The organism is Streptomyces sp. NPDC039430, from assembly GCF_055639435.1.
In genome coordinates, this window is sequence record NZ_JBVKAK010000016.1 from 124,715 (window position 1) to 146,221 (window position 21,507).

The 21,507-nt window shown below is 69.3% G+C and carries 20 protein-coding genes, 1 tRNA gene and 1 pseudogene; 16 read left to right on the top strand and 6 right to left on the bottom strand.

Translation table 11 applies throughout. The features are described 5' to 3' along the window. Positions 1 to 294: 294 nt before the first annotated feature. Positions 295 to 1,734 (top strand): M6 family metalloprotease domain-containing protein, encoded by a 1,440-nt coding sequence (locus ACZ7LS_RS30310; protein WP_385131635.1) that lies wholly within the window; start codon positions 295 to 297, stop codon positions 1,732 to 1,734. A gap of 41 nt (positions 1,735 to 1,775) precedes the next feature. Here ACZ7LS_RS30310 and ACZ7LS_RS30315 read toward each other — a convergent pair whose 3' ends face one another. Both ACZ7LS_RS30315 and ACZ7LS_RS30320 read right to left on the bottom strand, forming a co-directional pair. Next, on the bottom strand, positions 1,776 to 3,572 hold the full coding sequence (locus tag ACZ7LS_RS30315) for a class I adenylate-forming enzyme family protein (protein WP_385131680.1): 1,797 nt from the start codon (positions 3,570 to 3,572) through the stop codon (positions 1,776 to 1,778). Positions 3,573 to 3,694: 122 nt separating this feature from the next. Continuing rightward, complete coding sequence (locus ACZ7LS_RS30320; protein ID WP_382522203.1) at positions 3,695 to 4,450, bottom strand: SDR family NAD(P)-dependent oxidoreductase; 756 nt, start codon at positions 4,448 to 4,450, stop codon at positions 3,695 to 3,697. 287 nt (positions 4,451 to 4,737) lie between these two features. On the opposite strand from ACZ7LS_RS30320, the gene ACZ7LS_RS30325 reads away from it, so the two are divergent. Next, positions 4,738 to 4,810, top strand: a tRNA-Arg gene (locus ACZ7LS_RS30325). Between the two features lie 47 nt (positions 4,811 to 4,857). Here the strand turns inward: ACZ7LS_RS30325 and ACZ7LS_RS30330 are convergent. After that, positions 4,858 to 6,531, bottom strand: coding sequence for a site-specific integrase (locus ACZ7LS_RS30330; RefSeq protein WP_382970201.1), 1,674 nt, complete (start codon positions 6,529 to 6,531; stop codon positions 4,858 to 4,860). Beyond that, positions 6,528 to 7,208 (bottom strand): helix-turn-helix domain-containing protein, encoded by a 681-nt coding sequence (locus ACZ7LS_RS30335; protein WP_382882023.1) that lies wholly within the window; start codon positions 7,206 to 7,208, stop codon positions 6,528 to 6,530. Before ACZ7LS_RS30335 ends, ACZ7LS_RS30330 begins: the two co-directional genes overlap by 4 nt. Before the next feature lie 94 nt (positions 7,209 to 7,302). Between ACZ7LS_RS30335 and ACZ7LS_RS30340 the strand changes: the two genes are divergently transcribed. The 5 genes from ACZ7LS_RS30340 (at position 7,303) to ACZ7LS_RS30360 (ending at position 12,873) form a co-directional block, all read left to right on the top strand. Further along, positions 7,303 to 7,533: a hypothetical protein gene (locus tag ACZ7LS_RS30340; protein ID WP_382882021.1), complete on the top strand. Its 231-nt coding sequence runs from the start codon at positions 7,303 to 7,305 to the stop codon at positions 7,531 to 7,533. Between the two features lie 233 nt (positions 7,534 to 7,766). After that, complete coding sequence (locus ACZ7LS_RS30345; RefSeq protein WP_385131638.1) at positions 7,767 to 9,080, top strand: DUF3631 domain-containing protein; 1,314 nt, start codon at positions 7,767 to 7,769, stop codon at positions 9,078 to 9,080. 423 nt (positions 9,081 to 9,503) lie between these two features. Continuing rightward, the gene (locus tag ACZ7LS_RS30350; protein ID WP_382878322.1) at positions 9,504 to 10,376 is read left to right on the top strand and encodes a DUF2637 domain-containing protein; all 873 of its coding nucleotides are present in this window, start codon (positions 9,504 to 9,506) and stop codon (positions 10,374 to 10,376) included. Between the two features lie 390 nt (positions 10,377 to 10,766). Then, positions 10,767 to 11,168, top strand: a complete 402-nt coding sequence (locus tag ACZ7LS_RS30355) for a plasmid mobilization protein (protein ID WP_382878319.1) — start codon at positions 10,767 to 10,769, stop codon at positions 11,166 to 11,168. A gap of 4 nt (positions 11,169 to 11,172) precedes the next feature. Beyond that, positions 11,173 to 12,873: a mobilization protein gene (locus tag ACZ7LS_RS30360; RefSeq protein WP_385131641.1), complete on the top strand. Its 1,701-nt coding sequence runs from the start codon at positions 11,173 to 11,175 to the stop codon at positions 12,871 to 12,873. Here ACZ7LS_RS30360 and ACZ7LS_RS30365 read toward each other — a convergent pair. Both ACZ7LS_RS30365 and ACZ7LS_RS30370 read right to left on the bottom strand, forming a co-directional pair. After that, a pseudogene (locus tag ACZ7LS_RS30365) lies at positions 12,874 to 13,128 on the bottom strand (flavoprotein); the annotation flags it as partial. A gap of 80 nt (positions 13,129 to 13,208) precedes the next feature. Continuing rightward, positions 13,209 to 14,057, bottom strand: coding sequence for a TRADD-N-associated membrane domain-containing protein (locus ACZ7LS_RS30370; RefSeq protein ID WP_382878315.1), 849 nt, complete (start codon positions 14,055 to 14,057; stop codon positions 13,209 to 13,211). Positions 14,058 to 14,567: 510 nt separating this feature from the next. On the opposite strand from ACZ7LS_RS30370, the gene ACZ7LS_RS30375 reads away from it, so the two are divergent. The 9 genes from ACZ7LS_RS30375 to ACZ7LS_RS30415 all read left to right on the top strand — a co-directional run bounded on the left by ACZ7LS_RS30375 (position 14,568) and on the right by ACZ7LS_RS30415 (position 21,502). Beyond that, positions 14,568 to 15,230 carry an HAD-IA family hydrolase gene (locus ACZ7LS_RS30375; RefSeq protein WP_382970196.1) on the top strand — a complete coding sequence of 221 codons (663 nt, stop codon included), beginning with the start codon at positions 14,568 to 14,570 and terminating at the stop codon, positions 15,228 to 15,230. A gap of 108 nt (positions 15,231 to 15,338) precedes the next feature. Further along, the gene (locus ACZ7LS_RS30380) at positions 15,339 to 16,541 is read left to right on the top strand and encodes a helix-turn-helix domain-containing protein (protein WP_382880449.1); all 1,203 of its coding nucleotides are present in this window, start codon (positions 15,339 to 15,341) and stop codon (positions 16,539 to 16,541) included. 188 nt (positions 16,542 to 16,729) lie between these two features. Next, positions 16,730 to 17,173, top strand: a complete 444-nt coding sequence (locus ACZ7LS_RS30385; RefSeq protein WP_382880447.1) for a hypothetical protein — start codon at positions 16,730 to 16,732, stop codon at positions 17,171 to 17,173. Further along, on the top strand, positions 17,170 to 17,376 hold the full coding sequence (locus ACZ7LS_RS30390; protein ID WP_328582368.1) for a hypothetical protein: 207 nt from the start codon (positions 17,170 to 17,172) through the stop codon (positions 17,374 to 17,376). The genes ACZ7LS_RS30385 and ACZ7LS_RS30390 overlap by 4 nt, the downstream gene beginning before the upstream one ends. Before the next feature lie 50 nt (positions 17,377 to 17,426). Continuing rightward, a complete protein-coding gene (locus ACZ7LS_RS30395; protein ID WP_382970193.1) occupies positions 17,427 to 18,311 on the top strand; it encodes a glycosyltransferase family 8 protein in 885 nt (294 codons plus the stop codon). Then, complete coding sequence (locus ACZ7LS_RS30400; RefSeq protein ID WP_382970189.1) at positions 18,308 to 19,228, top strand: aminoglycoside phosphotransferase family protein; 921 nt, start codon at positions 18,308 to 18,310, stop codon at positions 19,226 to 19,228. The genes ACZ7LS_RS30395 and ACZ7LS_RS30400 overlap by 4 nt, the downstream gene beginning before the upstream one ends. Then, positions 19,225 to 19,962, top strand: a complete 738-nt coding sequence (locus ACZ7LS_RS30405; protein ID WP_385131647.1) for a glycosyltransferase — start codon at positions 19,225 to 19,227, stop codon at positions 19,960 to 19,962. Before ACZ7LS_RS30400 ends, ACZ7LS_RS30405 begins: the two co-directional genes overlap by 4 nt. Positions 19,963 to 19,976: 14 nt before the next feature. Continuing rightward, on the top strand, positions 19,977 to 20,891 hold the full coding sequence (locus tag ACZ7LS_RS30410; RefSeq protein WP_382878633.1) for a PIG-L deacetylase family protein: 915 nt from the start codon (positions 19,977 to 19,979) through the stop codon (positions 20,889 to 20,891). Continuing rightward, positions 20,888 to 21,502, top strand: a complete 615-nt coding sequence (locus tag ACZ7LS_RS30415; RefSeq protein WP_382878631.1) for a dTMP kinase — start codon at positions 20,888 to 20,890, stop codon at positions 21,500 to 21,502. The genes ACZ7LS_RS30410 and ACZ7LS_RS30415 overlap by 4 nt, the downstream gene beginning before the upstream one ends. The last annotated feature ends 5 nt before the right edge of the window (positions 21,503 to 21,507 follow it).

Sequence of the window (21,507 nt, forward strand, 5' to 3'; positions counted from 1 at the left end):
GTCGTTGTAAGTCGTCGTGCGTCGTCGCAAGTCGTCGTGCGTCGTCGTATGTCGTCGTAGTAGCTCGTATCTCGCAAGCGGGGATCGCTTCCCCGTTTCCCAGAGACACACGTGCAAACGGGGAAGCCATCCCCGGTTATTTCACTCAAACATGTGAGCTGGGTCACTCTGCTCCATTCGGTGCCAGGAACCCACGATCGGCGCACCCAGCGAGCGCCGACACGCCGACCGACGGAGGGTGATCGAACAGCGCAGTCAGTACGGCCGACTGCCGCGGACGTAAAGGGCGACCGCATGCAGCAGAGGCGTCAGATACGCGGAGCCGGCGGCAGTGCCGGAGCCACAGGAAACACCGAGACAGCAGCTGGAAACACCGAGGCAGCCGACGATACCGGCGACACCGACGACACCGGCGACACCGAGAACGCGACCAGCACCCGACACCCCGTGCCCGCCGGCCCCGCCCGCCGCCTCAAGCGCACCAAGTGCCCCCGCCGGCTCACCGCCATCGCCGGCCTCACGGCGCTCGCCCTCGCCGCCCTGACCTCGGCGGGTTCGTCCCTCCACGCCACCGCTCCCACCTCAGGGGGCCCCGGACATGCCATGGCGTCCCCCCTCGGCCCGTGCCGCATCCTCGCGAACGCCGCCGTACAGATGTCGGAGGGCCTGCCCACCCCGGCCGGTTACTCCCGTTCCACGGGCAAGATCCGCGCTCTCAACCTCATGATCGACTTTCCGGACGCGCCGGGCACGGGGAAGGCGCTCGACCGGCTCTCCGAGTTCTTCCCGAAGACGTCGCAGTGGTTCAGAACCAGTTCGTACGGGCGGCTCGACTACCGTCCCGAGGCCCCGCTGCGCGACTGGGTGCGGATGCCGCTGCCCTTCGCGGAGTACGGGATCGCGCGCGGCTCACCGTACGAGCCGGGCTACCGGAAGCTGGTCGACGACATCGTGGCCGTCACCGACTCGGAGGTGGACTTCAGCGCGTACGACCTGGTCAACGTGCTCGTCACGCCCAACGCGGGCCCCTCGGCGCTGGACACCGTCCTGTCCGTCACCTTCTCCGGCAACGCGGACGCCCCGCACGCCGACGGCGCCCCGCTCTCCAACACGTCGTTCGTCTACAGCCGCCAGGATGACGGCTCCGGTTCGTACGCGGAGACCGGCTACCGGGTGCTCCCGCACGAGAACGGCCATGTCTTCGGACTGCCCGATCTCTACACGATGGACGGCGGCGGCTCGGTCGGGCACTGGGACATCATGTCCGAGGACTGGGGCGCCAACAACGACCTGCTGGGCTGGCACAAGTGGAAGCTCGGCTGGCTCGACGACGAACAGATCCGCTGCGCGTCCGGTGCGGGCATCAGCGACCATGTGCTCGGTCCGCTGGCCACCACGGGCGGGCCGAAGCTGGCGTTCGTACCGATCTCCAAGGACTCGGGATACGCGGTGGAGGTACGGACGCGCGAGGGCAACGACGAGGCGGTCTGCGAGCCGGGGGTCCTGATCTATCGCGTGGACTCGGGGGTCGACACGGGCCGCGGCCCGATCACCGTCGCGGACGGCAAGCCGAACAGCGGTGGCTGTACGCGCAGGCCCAATGTGCACGCGGAGCTGTCGGACGCGCCGTACCGGCCGGGTCAGACCTTCACCGACCAGGAGAACGGCATCCGGATCTCGGTGCTGGCGCAGGAGCAGGACGGAAGTTTCAAGATCAGGGTGAAGCGGTCCTGAGCGTCTCCGCGCGCCCCTTCCCTTCATTGCCCGCACGCCCGTCATTCCTCGTGCGCACGGATGTGCTCCGCCACCGGCTCCCGCAGCTCGCGCTTGAGGATCTTGCCGGTCGGGTTACGCGGCAGCGGCTCCTCCCGTACGAGCACATGCGCCGGCACCTTGAACGCGGCGAGACGACGGCCGACATGGGCCCGCAGTTCCCCGGCGTCCGTCCCGGCCCCCGGCCTGATCCGCACCACCGCCGCGACCTCCTCGCCCAGCACGGGGTGGGGGACGCCGAGCACGGCGGCGTCCATGACGTCCGGGTGGGTGTGGAGTACGTCCTCGACCTCGACGCAGTACACGTTCTCGCCGCCGCGGACGATCATGTCCTTGAGCCGGTCCACGATGCTGACGCGCCCGTCGTCCCGTAGGACCGCGAGGTCACCGGTCCTGAACCAGCCGTCGCCGGAGAACGCCCGCGCACTCGACGCCTCGTCCCGCCAGTAGCCGCGCACGAGCGACTGGCCGCGCAGCCACAGCTCCCCCACCTGGCCGTCGGGCACCTGCCCCTCGGGCACCTTCCCCTCGGGCAGGGGCTCGTCGGACAGGGTCTCGTCGGCCGGGTCCGCGATCCGCACTTCGGTGACCGGCGTCGGACGTCCCACGCTCGCCGGGAACCGCCGGTAGTCGGCGCCGAAGTTGGCGAGCACGCCTCCGGAGGTCTCCGTCAGGCCGTAACCGTTACGGGCTTCGATGCGCTCCCCGTAACGGGCCGTGAGCCGGGCGATCAGATCGGGCGGCGCGGCGGCCCCGCCGGTGGCGAGCATGGTGAGCGATTCCAGCGGGTCGTTCCCGGCCGTCGCCTCGTCCAGCAGCTGGAGCGCGGTGGCCGGGACGCCCGCGTAGTGCGTCACCCGGTGCTCGTGGATCAGTTCCAGGGCCCGTCGCGCGTCCCACTTCCGCATCAGGACGAGCGTGCCGCCGACGGCCATCGCCGAATAGAGGCCGGTGAACGCCGCGACATGGAAGAACGGGAACGTCATGAGCGTGACGGGCGCGGGCCCCTGGCCGGGCATCTGCCCGCGCCCGAGGGCGGAGGCGGCGGCCTGGAAGCGCGGATTCATGGCCGCGCCCGCCTGTGCGAGATGGGTGGCGACGGCGCCCTTGGGCCGTCCCGTCGTCCCCGATGTGTAGAAGATGGTGGCGTCGTCCTCGGGCCGCACCTCGACGTCGGGGGGCGCGGCGGCGGGATCGGGGGCGGGGAGCTCCTCGTACCGCTCCACGCCGGCGCCGACCACGCCGCCGCCGCAGCCGCCGTAGGTGTCGTAGGTGTCGTAGGTGTCGTACGTGCCGCCGTACGTGCCGTACGTGCCGTAGTGGAAGACGACGATCCGCACCGGCTCGCTCCCGCCTTCGCGCTCCCCCTGGCCCTCGGCCCATCGGCTGACGCGCGGCAGCCGCTCGCCGTCCACGAGCAGCACGCGCGGCGCGCAGTCGTCCAGCGCGTACGTGAACTCGTCCTCGGTCCACCAGGCGTTGAGGGGTACGGCGATCAGCCCCGCCAACTGGGCGGCCCAGAAAGCGATCTGCCACTCGGGATGGTTGCGCATGGCGATGGCGGCGCGGTCGCCGGGGCGCAGCCCGTACGTGTCGACGAACCGGTTGGCGAGGGCGGAGGCGGCGGCGAAGAACTCCCCGTATGTATACGTCCGGTCCTCCGCGACCAGGAACGGCTGATCGCCGAAGGTCCAGGTCGGCTCGACGAACTCACGCAGGGTGCGCGGCCCTTCGGCGTAGACGAGCGAGCCGCTCTCGGCGCGTACGACGGCGAAGGGCGCCCCGGGCGCGGTGAGCATGTGCGACACGGGCACCTCGGGAATCTCTCCAAGCGCTTGCTCAGTACGGGGCGACGCTACTCCACCGGCATGACGGAGTCGACCCGGGCCGCCCGCGCCGCCATCAGCCCCTCAGTAGCCCCTCAGTCGACCTGCGTCCCACAGGTGATGTTGAGCGCGGTCGCGGTCATGGAGCGGGCACGGTCGGAGGCGGCGAAGGCGGCCACGTTCCCGACGTCCTCCAGCGTCGCGGCGCGCTTCAGCATCGTGCGCCGCTCGATGTCGTGGACGATGGCCTCGCGTCCGTCGAAGCCGGCGGGGAGCGTCTCCACGATGCCCGCGGTCTGGAGCGTCAATGCCCGGATCCCGAACGGCCCCAGCTCGCAGGCCAGTTGGCGCCGCAGCGAATCGAGCGCCTGAAAGGCGACCTGAAGCCCGCCCAGGCTGAACTCGGGCGTGGGATCGCCGTACCCCCCGAACATCAGGATCACACCGGAACGGCGCGGCCTCATATGGCGGGCGGCGGCGCGCGCGGTCAGGAAGTTGGTCCGCAGGGCGGTCACAACGGGCTGTTCGAAGTCCGCGAGTGCCATGTCGGCGAGCGGCGTGCCCTGCACATCGTTGTGCGAGATCAGATTGAACGAGACATCGATACCGCCCGCCCGCTCGGCCACGTCGTCGGCATGCGCGTCCACGGCCCGCTCGTCGAGCGCGTCCAGCACGGCGGTCTCGACGGCGCCGCCCTCGGCCCTGATCCCGGAGGCGACGTCCTCCAGCGGCCCGGTGGTACGGGCGACGAGAAAGACCCGCGCCCCCTCCCGCGCGAAGGTCCGCGCCACGGCGCCCCCGATGGCCCCGCTGCCCCCATAGATCACGGCGGTCTTGTTCGTGAGCAGCATGTCCGCTCTCCCCTTCTCGCATCCGAACGAGGCGTTCGTACGCCCCCACCGCATCGAACGACCGCCGATCCGCCCAGAACTCATCGCTCCGCCGGCCTGAATCCCCGCACGAACGGGACCCCGACGCCTCCCGACCAGCCCGGCACCCACACGAGCGACGGGCCCCGCACCGCCCGGCCCTGCCACGACGCCCCCGGTAGAACGGGCACAGCTAACGGCACCCGCCTCCCGGACAACGCCACCCGCTACACTGTCCCCGGCGGCGCAGCCCTCACCGGCCGCGCCGAGCCTTCGTAGCTCAGGGGATAGAGCACCGCTCTCCTAAAGCGGGTGTCGCAGGTTCGAATCCTGCCGGGGGCACAACGCGTTACCGCTCTGAACTGGGGTTTCTCCCCCAGGGAGGGGTCTTACTCGGCCTCGGACTTCTCGTCCGGGGCCGTTTGCGTGAGCGGTGCGTGAGCGGACGGGAAGTTGATCTCCCGGATTTCCCCCAACGGATCAGCACCATCCGGCACGGATTCCGCGTCGGCAGACTCTGCGTCGTCGAGCTCGGCCTCCGCCTCGGGAGCGATGTTCTCGGGGGTTGTGCGCGCTCGCGGCACGAGCCGGGCCGCAGCCTCTGCGATTGCCAGATCCGCTTCGGGGAGCAGGCTCGTGTACGTGTCCGACGTGATGGTGATCGAGGAGTGGCCGAGCATCTCCTGGATGTCCTTCAGGCCAGCACCGGCCGCGTGAGCCAGGGTGGCGGCACCGTGACGGAGGTCGTGGAGCCGGATCGGCGGTAGACCGAGTTCCTCGTGCAGTTCGATGAACCGCCGCGTGACGTTGGCAGGGTGGAGCAGTTCTCCGTTCTCACGGGTGAAGACCCTTCCGGTCTCCACCCAGGCGCTCTCCCACTCCTTGCGGTCCTTGTCCTGCTGGGCACGGTGCCGTGTCAGGGCCTGGACCGTGTCGGAGTCGAGGGCGATGGTGCGCGCTCCGGCGTCCGTCTTCGGATCGTCCTCGTACACCTCCCAGCCGTTCACCACGAGTTGCTTGGCGACCGTGAGGAGCCCGGCGTCCAGGTTCGTGTCGGTCCACCTCTGACCGCACGCCTCGCCTCGCCGAAGTCCGCGGAAAGCGACCAGGTGAAACAGCGCGTACAGCCGGTCCTCGGCTACATGGTCGAGGAAGAGCCCGGTGTGTTCCGGCGTCCAGACCATCACCGGCGAGGGCTTCTCTCCGGTGCGCTTCCAATGGAGGATGCGCTCCTCAGTCCACACAAGCGCCTTGGGGCGCCTGCCGGCCTCCAGCTCGACGTGGGCGGCCGGGTTGAAGGTGATCAGCTGCTGGGCGATCGCCGCGTTCAGCGCTGCCCGCAGCGTGGAGCGAACACGTTGCCGCGTCGCCGGACCGACAATGCGGCGGTAGGGATCCATCTCGGCGATGGCCGCTTTCATCGCCTTACGGCGGGCGCGGGGCTCGCGCCCCTTCCAGGCAATCTGTGCGAGATCCTCGAACGCCTTGCGTCGTGCGGCGTTCCCCTCAGCGATCTCGACGTTGGCCTCGGCTATGGCCTCGAACATCTCCGAGAGGTGAGTGACCCGAAGGCGGTCGAGCCGTACGTGCCCGATGCGCGGCTGAAGGTGGACGCGGATATTGCTCTCGTCGCGGCTGATTGCACTCTGCCGCCCCTTCTTGCCCGCCAGCCAGATGTCCAGCCACTCGCCGACCGTGAGGCGGCTGGTGAGGTCCAGGCCGTGGCTCAGGCGCCGACGGGTCGCCTCGATGTCCGGTAGCGGAGCCTTCTCGTCTGCCACCTTCTCCAGCAACTCGGCGATCTGATCGAGACCTTCGGAGTCATCGGAGTCGGCGAGGCCGAGAAGCGCCCGTATGTGGTCGAGGTCGACTTGGGCAGCCTTGATGCTCTCGTAGCCGGCACGGCTGAAGGATCGGCGGATTCCATCGGCTCGGGGTGGGAGCTCCTGGCGCATGGAGTAGGAGCCGTGCTTGCGGCTGGTGAGCTTGGGGCACTTCTTGCCGAGCGGCTTGCCGGTCTCGGCGTCGCGGCAGTAGCAGCGGCGGTGGGTTGATCCCTTCAAGGGCGTTCCTCCGTGGTGGTATCGGGGGCCCATTCGAGCGGGTCGACGTCGTGGAGTGCGGGTGGGAGATCGGGCGGGGTGGCCCCGTCGTCGAGGAGGTCTCGGCGGAGGTAGCGAAGGTTGTACTTCGCGGACACGGCCCGGTCGGCGTACTCGGTCCGCTTGCGTTCGGCTTCTTCCTGCTGGGCGCGGCTGGTTGCCGTCTTGGCGGCGAACCGTGCCTGCTCTTCTTCGTCGAGCGCAGCGAGGGCGGTGCTCACGAGGCTGGCGTGAATTTCGAAGTCGGGCACGAGGCCGGCGTCGTGCCCCGGTACTTCCTGCTCGCCGGTGAAGCGACGCAGGGCGTCCCAGGTCGGCACGAGGTGCTCGAAGGGGAGTTCCTGGGTCTGTTCGACGTAGCCGACCGGGAAGATCAGGCAGGCCGGGTATGTCTCCAGGGCAGCGGCCAGGACCAGGACATCCACCAATGGCAGGCCGGCCCTGCGGCCGGACTCCATGTTGGCGATCACGTTGCGTGGGATCGGGTGCCCGAGCTGCTCGCACCGGTCGGCGAGTTCCTGCGCGCTCCATCCCATCTCCTTTCGTCTGCGGCGGACTTCGCCGGCCACGTTGGCCTGGACCCGGTCCACCCACTCCGGGAAGTCGTCCGCTTCATCATCTACACCGCGTTGTGTCATAAAGACACATTAGCTTGTGGATTCTTATTGGTGGCTGCCTGGAGCCGGACGTGATGCCCGCGTTCGCCGACGGCTGTATCGAAAGGGAATGCGCATGCGCGAAAACACCACGGCGGGGTCTCCGAAGGGGATGAGCCGTGAGGACATACTGGCCCTACCTGTGGCCGTTGACCTCGAAACCAGCAACCGCGCCCTTGGGCTCGGGCGGAGCAAGGGCTATGAGCTGGCGAAGCGCGGGACGTACCCGTGCAAGGTCCTGCGGCTGGGCAACGCCTATCGGGTCGTGACCGCGGATCTGCTGATCCTGTTGGGTCTGGCCGCGTGAAAGGGCGGGAGGTTAGCAGACGGTTCTGCGCTGAGCTGACACAGAAACGCTGGACTGTGGCCGGGCGTGACCGTACTGTCCGTGGTCCCTCGCGGTACCTCAGTGCCTGCGGGAAGGGGGAGAGCCCCCGGCGGTGCAACGCCGGAGGCCCCGTAGCTCCCCAGCGATCCGATGAGAACCGACCCGGCGGAAAGGGCGGGCGAGCCCGCCACCGCCAGACGAGGAGCTGCCCAGTGGAACCCGAGAACCCCAAGGACTATTCCCAGCCCGTCAAGGCGAGCTGGCCCACGACCGCCATCCCTGGCCGGCCGGGTGCCCACCTGGGCGCTGCTCAGCCCGTGGACACCGATCCGGGCCTGACCGCCGGTTCGGCCGCCGACAGCGCCGCCGAGGCGCAGGCTCCGAGCGGGCTGGAGGACATGCCCGATGCGGAGTCGACGCAGGGCTCCGTGCTGCTGGAGGAACTGCATGCCCAGATAGCCCAGTTCGTGATCCTGCCGTCAGCGGAGGCGCTGGATGCGATCACCTTGTGGGTGGTGGCCACGCACCTGCAGCCCGCGTGGCAGCACGCGCCGCGTCTGGCGGTGGTGGGGCCGGCGAAGCGGTGCGGAAAGTCGCGTCTCCTGGACGTGCTGACCGAGACGGTTCACGAGCCGATGTTGACGATCAACACCACGCCGGCGGCGATCTTCCGCTCGATCACCGAGGAGGAGCCGCCGACCCTTCTCGTGGACGAGGCGGACACCATCTTCGGTACGCCGAAGCAGGCGGAGCGGAACGAGGAGACGCGTGGCCTGCTCAACGCCGGTCATCAGCGTGGGCGTTACGTGACTCGGGTCGTCGGTAGCGACCACACGCCGCACAAGTTCGCCACTTTCGCGATGGCGGCCATCGCGGGGATCGGCGACCTGCCCGACACGGTCATGGACCGGTCGGTCGTGATCCGGATGCGTCGGCGGGCCGAAGGGGAGAGGGTGAAGCCATTCCGCTCTCGTCGTGACATTCCTGCCCTGCACGAACTGCGCGACCGGATAGACGCGTGGGCCCGCCCGCTTCTGGAGGAGGCCGCGATCCTTGAGCCGGACATGCCGGTCGAGGACCGTGCAGCCGACACCTGGGAGCCCTTGGTGATCGTCGCCGAACTGGCCGGGGGGTCCTGGCCGCGCCGAGCCCGAGTGGCGTGCGCGCGGATGGTTGCTGCCGAAGTGGTCGCCGAGGAGGACAATCCCGGCAGCGCACGGATCCTCGCCGACATCCGTCGGATCTTCGCCGCCCAGAGGGAAGTGGACAGTCTCTCCACCGAGGAACTCCTCCATCACCTGCGCCAGGACCCCGAGGGCCCGTGGGCGGAGTGGGGACGCGGCGGGCTGAACGCCCGCGAGCTGGGCAGGCTGCTGCGGAGCTTCGGTGTGGGGCCGGGCAACGTCCGGATGGCCGACGGAACGCAGCGCAAGGGCTACACGCGCAACAAGTTCCTCGATAGCTGGCGGCGGTACTGCCCCACCGTCCACCCCCTCGACACCCACCCCGCCCCCGACAGGGGCTGAGGCCCACCGCCCTGGTTGCCGTCCCTGCCGTCCCTGCCGTGATCTCGCAGGTCAAACGGCCTGCAGGCGAGACGGCGACCGGGGGCAAGACGGCAACGCGATCACGACTACCGGCGGGCCCGCCCAAGACGCTGCCGAGATCCGTCTTTCACCGTCTTGTGCGTCCTTGCCGTATCAGTGCAGGTCACAGCCATGGGCGGCGAGACGGAAGACGCAATGCGCTGTCCCGACTCGGGACAGACACCCCTGTCCCGCCAGCCGGGTGCTGGCACGGCGAATCGCCTCCGCCGTACTTCGACAGAGCTGAAGACGCCGGCGGCACCACCGAGGCGGAGAGCCGGAGCCGCTGCCGTACCGCCCTGACCTGCACTTGCAACGGCCAAGACGCCAAAGACGCACCACACCACCCCCAGGAGCACCTGCTTGTCCACCTCTCCCCTCTCACCCCTGCACCACGACCAGCCGGGCAATCGGACGGCCGATGGACGGCCGGCAGCGTCCCAGGGTGCAGCCGAGCGCTACGCGCTCATCGCAGCCGGCATCGTCATCGTCGCCCTGACCACCGGAGCATTCTGTCTTTCCTACGCGCACCTGGCCGACGTCGCCGGGCAGCATGGCCTGGGAGGTTCACCGATCCGCCGCTGGGCATGGCCCGCCACCCTGGACGCCTTCATCGTCGCGGGCGAGCTGCTCATGCTCCGCGCGGCCCTGCGGCGGGTCACCGACCGATGGGCCATCGCCGTGACCGCCATCGGCTCGGCCGGCTCCATCGCCTTGAACGTTGCCGGGGTCAGCGGCACACGCGATACCGGTGACGTTCCATTCCTCGACCACGTGGTGGCCGCGGTTCCACCGGCAGCCGCGATGGTGGCCTTCGCCGTACTGATGCGGCAGATCCACCAGCTCGTGGACCAGCACCCGACCGCAGGTTCCGGGCAGGTGTTGAGGGCATCGGTCACCACACCCCTCCAGGCCGCCGGAATACCAGCGGAGCCGGCAGAACCCAGCGAGCTCACCGAGCCACCGGTCGCCGTGCCCGATGAGTCTCCGCAACCTCCGGCGGAGGTCGCGGAGACCAAGGCCCGGGGTGGCCGTCCGCCCGGCGCCCCGCTCGGGGATCTCGTGGAGATCGGCAGGGCTGCCTGTGCTGAGCAGGGAAAAGCCACCCGGTCCATTGTCCGGAAGGCAGTTGAGGACAAGGGCCTTCCGATTTCCAGCGAGCGGCTGACCGAGGTGACGAACGTCCTCCGGAACGAACTCACAGCCTCCGCCGAAAGCGGTCCAGCCAGCGGCTGACCAGGAACCTGCCGGGTGACCGGAACCCGTTCCGGTCACCCGGCCAAGCCGGTCACTGCTGGCTCATCACCCCTATAGGCGGAGCCGTGTGACCGCTCGCAACTCACGGACTCCCAAGAGCCCGCCCCACCTTCGTCTGGAGCATCACTCATGACGCACGACCCTCACCGCAGTATGGAACCGACACCGCTGACGAAGCCGCCTGTGCTGACGGAAAGTGTGCGGCAGCCATTCGGACGGGCTGCTTCCGACGGAGCAAGTTGTCGGGTAAGGAGTCCTTACCCGTCCTCCGCTCCAGGGGAGGCGGAGGCATCCGGCGCCGAGGCGGCACCGGAGTCGGCCGGCCCGGGGGAGCCGACCAGGACAGGGGGCACCAAGCCGTCGTCGAGCATGCCGCAGCAGTCAGCGCCGCGTCGCCGTCTGCGTGACAAGCAGTTGCGCGAGCGCCGCGTCCACCCCCGCTACAACGACCACGAGTTCGTCCTCGTCAAGAACGCCGCTGCCCTGAGCGGCATGGCCACCGGTGGCTACGTGGCCGAGTGCTCGCTCGCCGCTGCCCGTGCCGGCGATCCCACCGCAGCTGTTGCCGACTATCGCGCCATGGTGAAGACGCTCATGGCCGCCAACGGACAGCTCGGCATGATCGGCAGCAACCTCAATCAGCTCACCCATCACCTCAACAAGGACGGCGCATGGCCCCACCCCGCCACCGTCCAAAGGCTCCTGGCCCGCGTCGAGGCGTCCATCGACGACCTGGACACCGCCATCGCCCAGGTCACCGAGGCCCGGTGAGCCGGTGATTCCCAAAATCATCCTCGGCGTGGGCCCGAAAGCCACGCAACGCACCATCGCCTACCTCTTCGGCAAGGGGCGGGCCAACGAGCACACCGACCCACACCTGGTGGCGTCCTGGAACGGCTTCGCCCCAGACCCCGGCCGCAGCCCCCACCGCAACCCGAAGGACGTGCAGGCCCAGCTCGTCGCTCAACTCGACCAGCCCGTGAAGATGCTGGGCGACAAGGCCCCCAGGGACACCGTGTGGCACTGCCCCGTCCGCGCCGCGCCCGAAGACCCGATCCTCAGCGACGGCCAGTGGGCGGACATCGCCCGCCGGATGGTGGCCGCCGCCGGCATTGCCCCCGAAGGGGATGAGGAAGCCTGCCGCTGGGTGGCCGTCCGCCATGCCGACGACCACATCCACATCGCCGCCACCCTCGTACGCCACGACGGCCGTCGGCCCGAGCGCGGCTACAACCAGCGCGCAGTCCAGCGTGAGGCCCGCTCAATCGAGGCCGACTACGGGCTCCGGCGGTTGAAGCCGGGCGACGGCACAGGCGCCAAGCGCCACACCAGCAAGGAGCACTTCAAGGCCAAGCGCCTGGGCCAGGGCGCCACCGCCCGTGACGTCCTGCGTCTGCGGGTACGCCGCGCGGTTGCCGCCGCGTCCGACGAGGCCGAGTTCTTCGCACTGCTGGAGAACACAGGAGTGGCTGTGCGCTTCAAGCGCGGCCCTTCCGGAGATGCGCTCGGCTGCAACTTCGCCCTGCCCCACGACACCAACGACAAGGGCGAGCCAGTCTTCTACGCGGGCTCCACCCTCGCCCCCGACCTGTCACTGCCCAAGATCCGCAAGCACCTCGCCACCACCAGCCCCGAACCGGTCACCATCCGGCCGGGCAACCCATGGCACCAAGCCACCGCCGCCGCGGAACGAATCCCCCACCACCTCACCCACGGCGACGACCAGACCGCACAAGGCCAACTGGTCCTACTCGGCGCAACGCTGGATCTACTGCCGATCAACGCACCGACCGCGGTGAAGGCCGAACTGGAACGAGCCGCTGTCGCCTTCGAGCGCGCCACCCGCTCCCGCATCGCGGCCGACCTCGCCAGCACCCACGCTCTGCGGCGCGGAATCCAAACGATCTGGCGAGACCGGCCCTCGGACGGCGACGGGTCCGGAATCGCCATGCTGCTGGACACCGTGCTCACGGCAGTAGTGCTCGCCATGCACTGGCACCGCACCCACCAGCACGCCCAGCAGGAAGCGGCAGCAGAACAGGCTCTCGTACACCTTCTAGCCGCTTACGCCCACGTCGCCGAGCCGGTCCTGACCGGCCTCGCGCAACGCGCCCCCAGCCCCCAGATGAAGCACCGCTACGCCCACCACCTCCAGCAGGCCGTGCCGGAGCACGCCGAGCGCATCCTCAACGACCCCGCCTGGGACGCACTCACCGCCGTGCTCGCCGAAGCCGAGGCTGCCGGACACAACGCGACGACCGTGCTCGTTCAGGCCCTCGGGCAGCGCACCCTGGACGACGCCCACAGCCCCGCCCGCACGCTGACCTGGCGCATCCGCCGCCTCGGCGACCGTCACGCCCCTGGCCCCCGCGCCCAGGCGGCCAGGGCACGCAGCGCCACACAACGCGCCGCTGCTCCCGTCTACCCGGTAGCAGCCCCTCCGCCGCCGCAGGCACCGCCAGCACGGCGGCGCTGATCAGGCCGGTGCGGACAGCTTGGGAGTAAGCAGCTCCAGCGCCTCTTCCCAGCGGTACTGGTCCGCGCCACCGCCGGCCTTCGGCTTATGGGGCTCGTACGAACCGATCAGGACGCCCATCTCGCGCAGCCGCTCCAGGCTCTGGCTGTATGCGGGATGGGCGGCCTGCGCCGAGTTCAGGTAGGGCATGACGGCGGTAGGGATGCCGAAGCCGTCGCCCGGCAGTCCGTGAGCTGGTGGTCGACATATCCGCCCGCGATCGCCGCAGGAACTGCACTCAATCTCTCGATAGCAACCCAGTCCGGTCGAGAGTTCCTGACCGATGAAAAAAGGCGTTAGGAACCGCTTGGAGGCGTTGCATCCGCTGGCGAGGACTCAGTGTTCGCGCCAACGGCTTCATCCGGGCTATCGGCCGCCGCCGACGCGTCTAGTTGACCACCAACAAGTTGCAGAGCCATCTGGGCCCGCACCTGGTTGCGAAGGGGTTCTTCGCTGATGTTGTCGGATAGCACACCGGCGGCCTTCAGCCGGCGGTCGAACCGGCCGTCATCACGGAGCATCACGCCTTGCGCACCCATGTCTCGACGCGTGCGGTTGGACTGCAGGAAGAAGACTCCTGCCAGAAGATCGATGACTGCTCCAGCGGTCTGCGTCACGATCGCTGCGTACCGGCTGCCGTTGCTGTCGGCGTGCACGATTGCCAGTCCGACCCCAGTCAGAAGAACCGCTGAACCGACCATGCCGAAGACAATGCTGACGAAGAAGCTGACCTTGGCCTGGGCGAGTCCGTGGGAGTAGATCTGGGTCAGCATCGACGACTGCGCGTCCGGGCCCAGGAGCGGTGCGGTATTGCCGTCCTTGGCACCTGCGTGAGACGCCCCGGGCTGGATGTAGACCCGCGACTCAGCTCCATAGACGTGGACGTGGGGAAGGTCGGGATCTTCTACGTGGCGACGTGCACTTTCTGCCTCGCTGGCGAAGGAGCGGCTCGCTGCCCATAGCAACGACAAGATCACCCCGGATACTCCGAGGAGGACGGAAGCGGTCGTGGTAGCGGTATCAAGCCAAGCACGCTTCTCAAGGTCGTCGTAGGAGGGGCCGTTGGCCTTTAGGAATGCCCAAGAAGCGAAGGCGACCACCACCGACAGCACAATCCCGAGGGCGGCAACCAGTGGCGTGCGCACTCTACGCACGAGTCGTTCCGTGGTCGCAGGTGAAGGAGACGGGGCTTCTTCACCTGTCTCTGGTTCTGTCCCGGCCAAGGTCTGTTGTGCCTTTCTCGGAGATGCACTGCACGCATTGTGCGGGCCGACGGACACTGATTCTGCGGTTTCCGACCGGTCTCCGCCATACCAATGTTCGCTTCGTTGCCCGTGCTTCCTCCTGGGGGGGCGAGGCCGAGGAGGTTGGCCTCAAGGCGGTCACGGGTGTCATGGTCAAGGGCCAGCAGTTCCGAAATATGGCCGGGCGGCTCTGGCCCGGACAGCGTGGTTCGACGGCAAGAGGCGGCGCCGGCTGGGCCGCCGTCGAAGGGCGACTGCCTGCCTGAGCAGGGCTTCCGATCCTCAAGACTTGCCCGCCCCGGACATCCCGTGCAACTCGTTCGGCAGAGCCGGCGACACGAACGGCGCCGAAGGAGCGGAACACCTCGCGGTAGCGTCGTCGTCGAGGTCGACGGAGAGGAACCCCGCAGCATGCCGCAGCCCACGGACACCGCCCACCACGAGACCCCGCGCGGGCTCATCCTGGACTTCGCCGGAGTCCTGACCGGGGACCCCCGCCCCGTGCACCGCGCCTGGTGCGAGTCCGAAGGGCTCCTCGCGGAAGCATGGCGGGCGACGCTCAACGACCACCCCGAGGGGCGGCGGCTGTACACCGCCCTGGAGATCGGCCACATCGGCCAGGCCGAGTGGAACGAGGGGACTGCCGCCCTGCTCGGCGCGCACGTTGCGCCGGAGAACCTGATGGGACGCGCCTGGGCGAAGGTACCGCCAGCCCGGCGCATGGCCGCGCTCGCCCGCGCCGCAAAGGATGCCGGATACCGGCTGGCGCTCCTGTCGAACAGCTTCGGACTGGAGCCGTTCAACCCTTATGCACATGCGGGTATTTGGGACCTGTTCGACGTCCACGTGGTTTCGGAAGTGGTCGGTCTCGCGAAGCCCGACCCGGCGATCTACCAGCTCACCCTGGACCGCCTCGGCCTGCCGGGGCCGACCTGCTATTTCGTCGACGACCACCCGGTCAACCTTCCGCCCGCTGAGTCCCTCGGCATCACTACCGTCCTCGCGACGACTGAGAACGAGACAGTCGACGAGCTGGAGCGCCTCCTCGGGGTAAACGCAGCCCTCACCCTGTAGGCACATTCCAGCCGCCCCGCCAACTCGCCCTCACTCAAAGGGTGCGCACACCTGTGGTGAAGTGGGTACGGTCCAAGCCTGGCTTGAACGGCCCGGGGAGTGACTGCCATGCAATGGTCGGAATACACCACCGCTGAACGCCTCAAGACCCTCCGCAGCGGGATGACGCAGGAGCAGCTGGCGGAGGCCGCCGAGGTATCGGTCGGTGTCGTGCGGAAGCTGGAACGTGGCGGCACCGCTTCTCTTCCCTCCCTGCTGGCCATCGCTTCCACGCTCGGCACCGACATCGCGGTACTCCTCGGGCAGCAGGCACCTCGCCGCTCGATGAATCGTGACGAGCGGGCGGCCTTGCGAACTCTCTCGGCTGCCACGCACGACGCCGCGATCGGCATCCTCTCCGGCTCCGAGCCTGGCACCGTTGCGGAGCTGCGTGCCGTCGTCCAGCACGCGGACACCGCCTACTGGGCAGGCCGGTACACCGAACTAGGCACCCTGCTGGCGGTCCTGCTGCCGGAGGCCCGTGCTCGGTACGACGCCGCCGGCACCGACGAGAGAGAAGCCGCAGCCGGTCTGCTGGCCGACGTCTTCCAGACTGCGGGCATGGCCGCGAACGTCTGGGGTTCGCGCGACCTCGCCTACGCCGCCCTCACCTACGGGCGCCAGATCGCTGTCCAGGCCGGCGACGACCTGCGCGAGGCGCACCTCGCCGCCACGACGGCGTGGGTGAACCTCCGTGACGGTCGTACGGCGCAGGGCTTCGCGCTCGCCGCCGCCCGAGCGGAACGGATCGAGCCCAGGATGTCCGAGCATGACCCCGACCGCCTGTCGGTGTACGGGCAGCTCGTCACCAATGCAGCCGTGGCCGCGTCGCGGGGAGGGGCTTCCGCCGACACGGCACGCGAGTACCTGTCCCAGGCCCACGCGGTCGGCGCCCGCCTCGGCAGCGAGTACGCGCGCGGTGGTCACGCCCAGCCGTACGGTCCGCTGTACGCCGCCACCCAGGCCATGAGCATCGCCGTTGCCCTGGGCGATACGGCGGGGGCGCTGCGGCTCATGGACACCGTCCGACTGGACGAAACGGTCCCGCTCGCGACCCGAGCCCGCTATGGGCTCGACGTCGCCCTGACCCACGTGGAGTGCCGTCGGTGGGACCGGGCTGCTGACACCCTGGAGGCGGTCTGCACCATGGCACCGGGATGGGTTCAGCACCAGATGCTGCCCGGCGTGATCATCTCGCGGCTGGCAGGTGTGTCCGTGGGCCGACTTCGCGGACTCGCGCACGCAGCCGGCGTCCCTTTGGGCGTGCGCTGACCACCCACCACCACGACCCGTAGCAGTTCGGCGGTCAGGACTTTGCCGACTGCCACGCTCCGTGACAGTCCGAACCCCGCTTGCGGGCTCTACCGGTACGGGGTGTGGCAGCCCAACCGGTCCCGAACCTCCGCTGTAGCAACGGCCCGTGTCTGTTGACCAACGGTCCGTCCCAGCACGCTTGTGACATGCCGAACTCCTCGTCCGGCGGCCTCGGACACGTTCCCGTCGCCGTCTACTCCTGCGCTGTCGAGCCCCCTGCAGTACGCGAGGCCGAACTTCGCGCTCGCCACTACTCCGACGCACGCCACTGGCACGTCGCCGGTGTCTGGTCCGACGACGACCCCACCGTGCCCCTGGACACCCGGTTGGGCTGGTCGGCCATCACGGGGGCTCTGTCGTCCGGCCTGGTCCGCGGCATCGTCGTCGCCGGAGCCACACACGTCGCCGACGACGCCGCCCAGTTCGCCGCACTCGGCGTCCTCATCCGCGATCGTGGCGGATTCCTGGCCGAGGCGACGAACAGCCCCTCCCGCCACGCGCCCGGCCAGCACAACCGTCGCCGGATCCTCTTCGAGGCGGCGGCCGGCTGGACGCCGTGGGGGCGCCTCGTCCCTGGGAGCGTCCAGTGAGTCGCGTACGTGCGGAGATCGGCGATCTCGTCCGGGACGGCACCGGACCGCAGGCGATCGTGACCGACATCAAGCAAGGGCGGACCTGGGTCCTGCGTCGACCGGCTGGCGGCATGTCGCACCAATGGGAGACCGACGACCCCGACTCCCTTCACGTACTGGAGACCCGCACGTCCCGGTTGGAGCGCCAGCGAGACAAGTAGTGAGCGCCCCCACAGACATCCCATTCCTGCCTCTGGAAGGCGAATCCGCTGTGTACGCATTCGGCTTATGCCTCGACCAGCGCTACCTCGTCCCCGGCCTGGCCGCCATCACCGCCCTCGCCGACAGCCTCACTCCCCGAGCCCGCCGGGACGTGGCGCTGCGCGTACTCACCCTCGACCTGACTCCGCCCGAGGCCGTGCTCCTCTCGCATCTGGCGCGACGGGTCGGCTTCCGCTCGTTCGACCTGGCCCACCGCTCCCCGCTGCGTACCGCGCGGATGGCGGACTCCTCCTACATCAGCGTCGCCACCTACCTGCGGTTCGAGTTCACCGCCGCGTTCGTCCGACGCCCGTATCTGATCTACCTCGACGCCGACACTCTCGTGCGAGGCGACCTGAGTGCACCGCTGAACGACTTGCGCCTGGGTGACGTGGGCGCTGTACGGGACGAGTTCGGCCCGTCCGTGGGCGACAGCCACGCCCTGCCGGGTGCCGTAGAACGCTGGCCTCACTTGAAGGGCAGGCCGTACCACAACGCCGGCCTGCTGTGGGCCCACGTCGCAGACCTGCCGCAGGTACGTCGCGGAGTCGGACACGCACTGGTCCGGCTACGCCGGCACATCCACCACAACGACCAGGACGCCCTGAACCTCTGGCTCCTCCACGCCGGCCGCGCTCGACCGGTCGGCCCCGGATACAACCGTTTCGAGCTCGGCCGGTTCCTCGAACGCGGCAACTGGGCCCGACGCGTCGTCGCCCGCTCCACGCTCCCCGACACCTCCGCACCCCTCATCCACTTCGTGGGACCCGAAAAGCCATGGCAGGTCGGCTGCCCCCGCACCGAGGAAGTCCGGGAGTACCGCACCCACCTGCGACGCACCATGCACCACGTCCGCGCCCTGGGCTTCACACCTGAACAACCGGAGCTCCGATGACCACACCACCCCTCGCCGCGCCCGTCCCGCCGATGGTCTCGCGCGCCTGCAACCTGCTGCTTGGAAGCCCCGCCAAGACCGCCGAACGCCTGACAACCGGCTCCCGTACCGCCGTCTACCGAGTCGCCCTCCCCGCCGGCTCGAACGTGATCGTGAAGCTCTACTCCCACACCGCACGCCGGAACGCCCTCACCGAAGCCGCAGCGATTCGTGCGGTCTCGGCCGCCGTGCCCGTACCGCGGGTACTCGGCTACGGCACCACCTCCAGTGGCGGCGCCACCGCGCTGGTCACCTCCGACTTGGGCCCAAGCACCCTCGGCTCCGCCGTGCGCTCGGACAGCGTCCCGCGCCTCCAGGCGCTCAGGGACCTCGGCACGCTCCTCGGCCGCATGCACGAGGCACCGGTTTCCACCAGCGCTCCTCGGCGTCCCGTGATCGAAGCCGTCGCCTCCCTGAGTCGGCGTTGCCCGTCCGACGTACTGGACCGGCTCGCACCCGCCCTCGCCATCATCACCGACACTCCCGACGAGGCGTCCGCCGTGTGGTGCCACGGCGACCCCCACCTCGACAACGTGGTCCTCTCCGGGACCCGGCAGACCCGTCACCTGGTCGACTTCACCGACGCCGCGCCCGGACGCCGGGAAGCGGACGTGGCACACGCCCTCGTCATGACGGACGCCCACTCGCAATGGGACCGGCACGCCCTCCTCGGTGCCTATCCGCACGTCGTGAACGACACCCACCTCGCGGCCTGGTCGGCCGTCCTCACGGTGAGCTGCTGGACCCATGCCAGCCCCGGCAGCAACCGGACCACCTGGTCCCACCGGTTGACCGAGCTGTCCCGTCGGACGCCACACCTCTTCAGGCCCCATTCGGGGCACTCCCACGCACCGCACGCGAGAAGGAGAGCCCGATGACCAGCCCCGCCCCCGGCCTGACGGTAGTCATCCCCGCTCACAACGAAGCTGCCTACCTGCCCCGCTACCTCCCCACCGTCCTCACGGCCATCGCGCACTGGGAGGCCGCGAGCGGTGAGCAGGGCGAAGTCATCGTGGTCGACAACGCCTCCACCGATGCCACCGCCGACATGGCCGCCACCTTCGGGGTCCGCGTGATCAGCGAGTCGGTCCGCAGCATCGGCCGGGTACGCAACGCCGGTGCGAACGCTGCGCGTAGTCCCCGACTGTTCTTCGCAGACGCCGATGTCGCCCTGCCCGCCGAAGCGATCAGCGCGGCAGCATCCGCGCTGGACACCGGATCCGTCGGCGGAGCGATCCCGCCCCTTTACACGCCGGACCGACTCGGGGCGCGACTGTTGTGCGCGTACTGGGACCACTACCGCGCCCGCCACGGCGGCGCACAGGGAGTCGCCCAATTCGCCACCGCCGCCGCGTTCAAGGCGATCGGTGGATACCGCGAGGACCTACTCATGAGCGAGGACGTCGACCTCTTCGCCCGCCTGACCGCCCACGGCCGTATCACCGCCGCCCCGGTCAAAATTCTGGACGACCTGCGAGTACGCCCCTCCACCCGCCGCTACGACCAGTGGTCGAGCCTCCGGATGCTGTGGTGGCAGAACCCGGTCACCGCCCGCCTTCGGCTCAGCTCCCCGCGCATGTGGCGCCACTGGTACGAGACCACCGTCCGATGAGTCAGGAGCCCCGAATGAACGGCACGACCGCCCTCACCGACACGTCCGCACCGCCGGTTCCCATGCCGGTGCCGGACGCAATGGGGATCTACACGTTCCCCGGCGACCTCGACCACGCCCACCACCAGTGGACCCACCAGCTCCTCACCCGCCACCGCGCACACGACCACACAGTCATCGAGCTGATGGCCCCGCACAGCGGCCGGCCCCACTTCATCGAGCTGCGGCGCCCGACCGGCCGCCCCGTCCTCGCGCTCGAACCGCACCACGACGACTTCGCGCTGTCGGCCTCCGGGACGTTCCTCGCCCACCCCCGCCCGCTCACCGTGGCCACGGTCTTCACCCGCTCCACCAGCGTCCACCCGTCGATGGAAGACGCCTACAGCACCGAATCGGCGGTCTCGCACCTGCGCGATCGGGAAGGTGCCGCCGCCCTGGCCCCCCTCGCCGCGACCCGCCTCACCCTCGGCCACAAGGACGCGGAGCCTCCGTACCGCCCCTACGACCAACGCCGCCTCGCCCAGATCACGGAGGAACTCCGCGCCATCGTCGCCGCCCACACGGACGCCGAACTCCTCGCCCCCGCGGCCGTCACTCGCCACCCCGACCACCTGCTGGTGCACGAAGCCGCGGTCCGCCTCGGATGTCGGTGGTTCTGGGAGGACCTGGCGTTCTGGTCCACCTACGCGCTCGCGGGCTGCGACCAGCATCTTTTCCGCTCCCGGACACGGGCCGCCCTCGTGCCTTCGCTGGTCGACATCACCTCGGTGGTCCTCGACAAATGCACCGTCCTGCGGATGCACGGCTCACAGATGTACCCAGCCCGGAAGATGTACCGCCCGATCCGGCACGCCTGGACCGCCGCCGCCGACCTCCCGGGCGATTCCGGCACGTACGCGGAGCGCTTCTACCGGACGGAGTCGCTGTGAAGGTCATCGCGATCGAAGGGCCTTCGTACGCCGGGAAGTCGACGGCAGTACGTCACCTGCGCAGGCGCGGCTACGGGGAGCGGGCCTACATCGCGGACTGCTACGTCAAGCAGATCGGCCGTCGGGACGCCGTGCCCCCGGCACGCACAGCGTCCGCCGCCGAACAAGTCGCCGCCTTCGAGACGTTCATGGCCGTCGAGGAGGCCCGCGTCCACACTGCACTCGCAGCCGCGAAACCCGTGGTGATCCTCGACCGCTCTGTGGACACCCTCCTCGCTCACGCCCACGCCGTCGACACCCTGTTCGGCTACGCCGTCCAGCACCAGCTACGCGACCGGCTCCAGGTGCTCCCCCACCTGCGCCCCGATCACACGCTCTACCTCGACGTGCCCGCCGAGGTGCTCGGCCTACGCCGCAAAACCGCAGGGCACACGGCCACCGAGCCCGACTACTTCCTGCACGAGCCCGCCTTCCTCACGCACACCCGCGACTACTTCCTCGCCCGCGCACGGCCTCCTGTTTCTCAAGAGGTCACCGTGCTCCCTGCCGACACCAGCCAGGACGGAATCGCCCAGGCAGTGGAAACCCTCATCTCGTTCTGGACCAGGTGACCCGC

What these genes read in the sequence shown, in the direction of transcription:
- ACZ7LS_RS30310 (WP_385131635.1), top strand. Translation starts at nt 295, where the DNA reads ATGCAGCAGAGGCGTCAGATACGCGGAGCCGGCGGCAGTGCCGGAGCC.
- ACZ7LS_RS30375 (WP_382970196.1), top strand. Translation starts at nt 14,568, where the DNA reads ATGCCGCAGCCCACGGACACCGCCCACCACGAGACCCCGCGCGGGCTC.
- ACZ7LS_RS30335 (WP_382882023.1), bottom strand. Translation starts at nt 7,208, where the DNA reads ATGACACAACGCGGTGTAGATGATGAAGCGGACGACTTCCCGGAGTGG.
- ACZ7LS_RS30410 (WP_382878633.1), top strand. Translation starts at nt 19,977, where the DNA reads ATGAACGGCACGACCGCCCTCACCGACACGTCCGCACCGCCGGTTCCC.
- ACZ7LS_RS30380 (WP_382880449.1), top strand. Translation starts at nt 15,339, where the DNA reads ATGCAATGGTCGGAATACACCACCGCTGAACGCCTCAAGACCCTCCGC.
- ACZ7LS_RS30400 (WP_382970189.1), top strand. Translation starts at nt 18,308, where the DNA reads ATGACCACACCACCCCTCGCCGCGCCCGTCCCGCCGATGGTCTCGCGC.
- ACZ7LS_RS30340 (WP_382882021.1), top strand. Translation starts at nt 7,303, where the DNA reads ATGCGCGAAAACACCACGGCGGGGTCTCCGAAGGGGATGAGCCGTGAG.
- ACZ7LS_RS30355 (WP_382878319.1), top strand. Translation starts at nt 10,767, where the DNA reads ATGCCGCAGCAGTCAGCGCCGCGTCGCCGTCTGCGTGACAAGCAGTTG.
- ACZ7LS_RS30315 (WP_385131680.1), bottom strand. Translation starts at nt 3,572, where the DNA reads ATGCTCACCGCGCCCGGGGCGCCCTTCGCCGTCGTACGCGCCGAGAGC.
- ACZ7LS_RS30320 (WP_382522203.1), bottom strand. Translation starts at nt 4,450, where the DNA reads ATGCTGCTCACGAACAAGACCGCCGTGATCTATGGGGGCAGCGGGGCC.
- ACZ7LS_RS30385 (WP_382880447.1), top strand. Translation starts at nt 16,730, where the DNA reads ATGCCGAACTCCTCGTCCGGCGGCCTCGGACACGTTCCCGTCGCCGTC.
- ACZ7LS_RS30405 (WP_385131647.1), top strand. Translation starts at nt 19,225, where the DNA reads ATGACCAGCCCCGCCCCCGGCCTGACGGTAGTCATCCCCGCTCACAAC.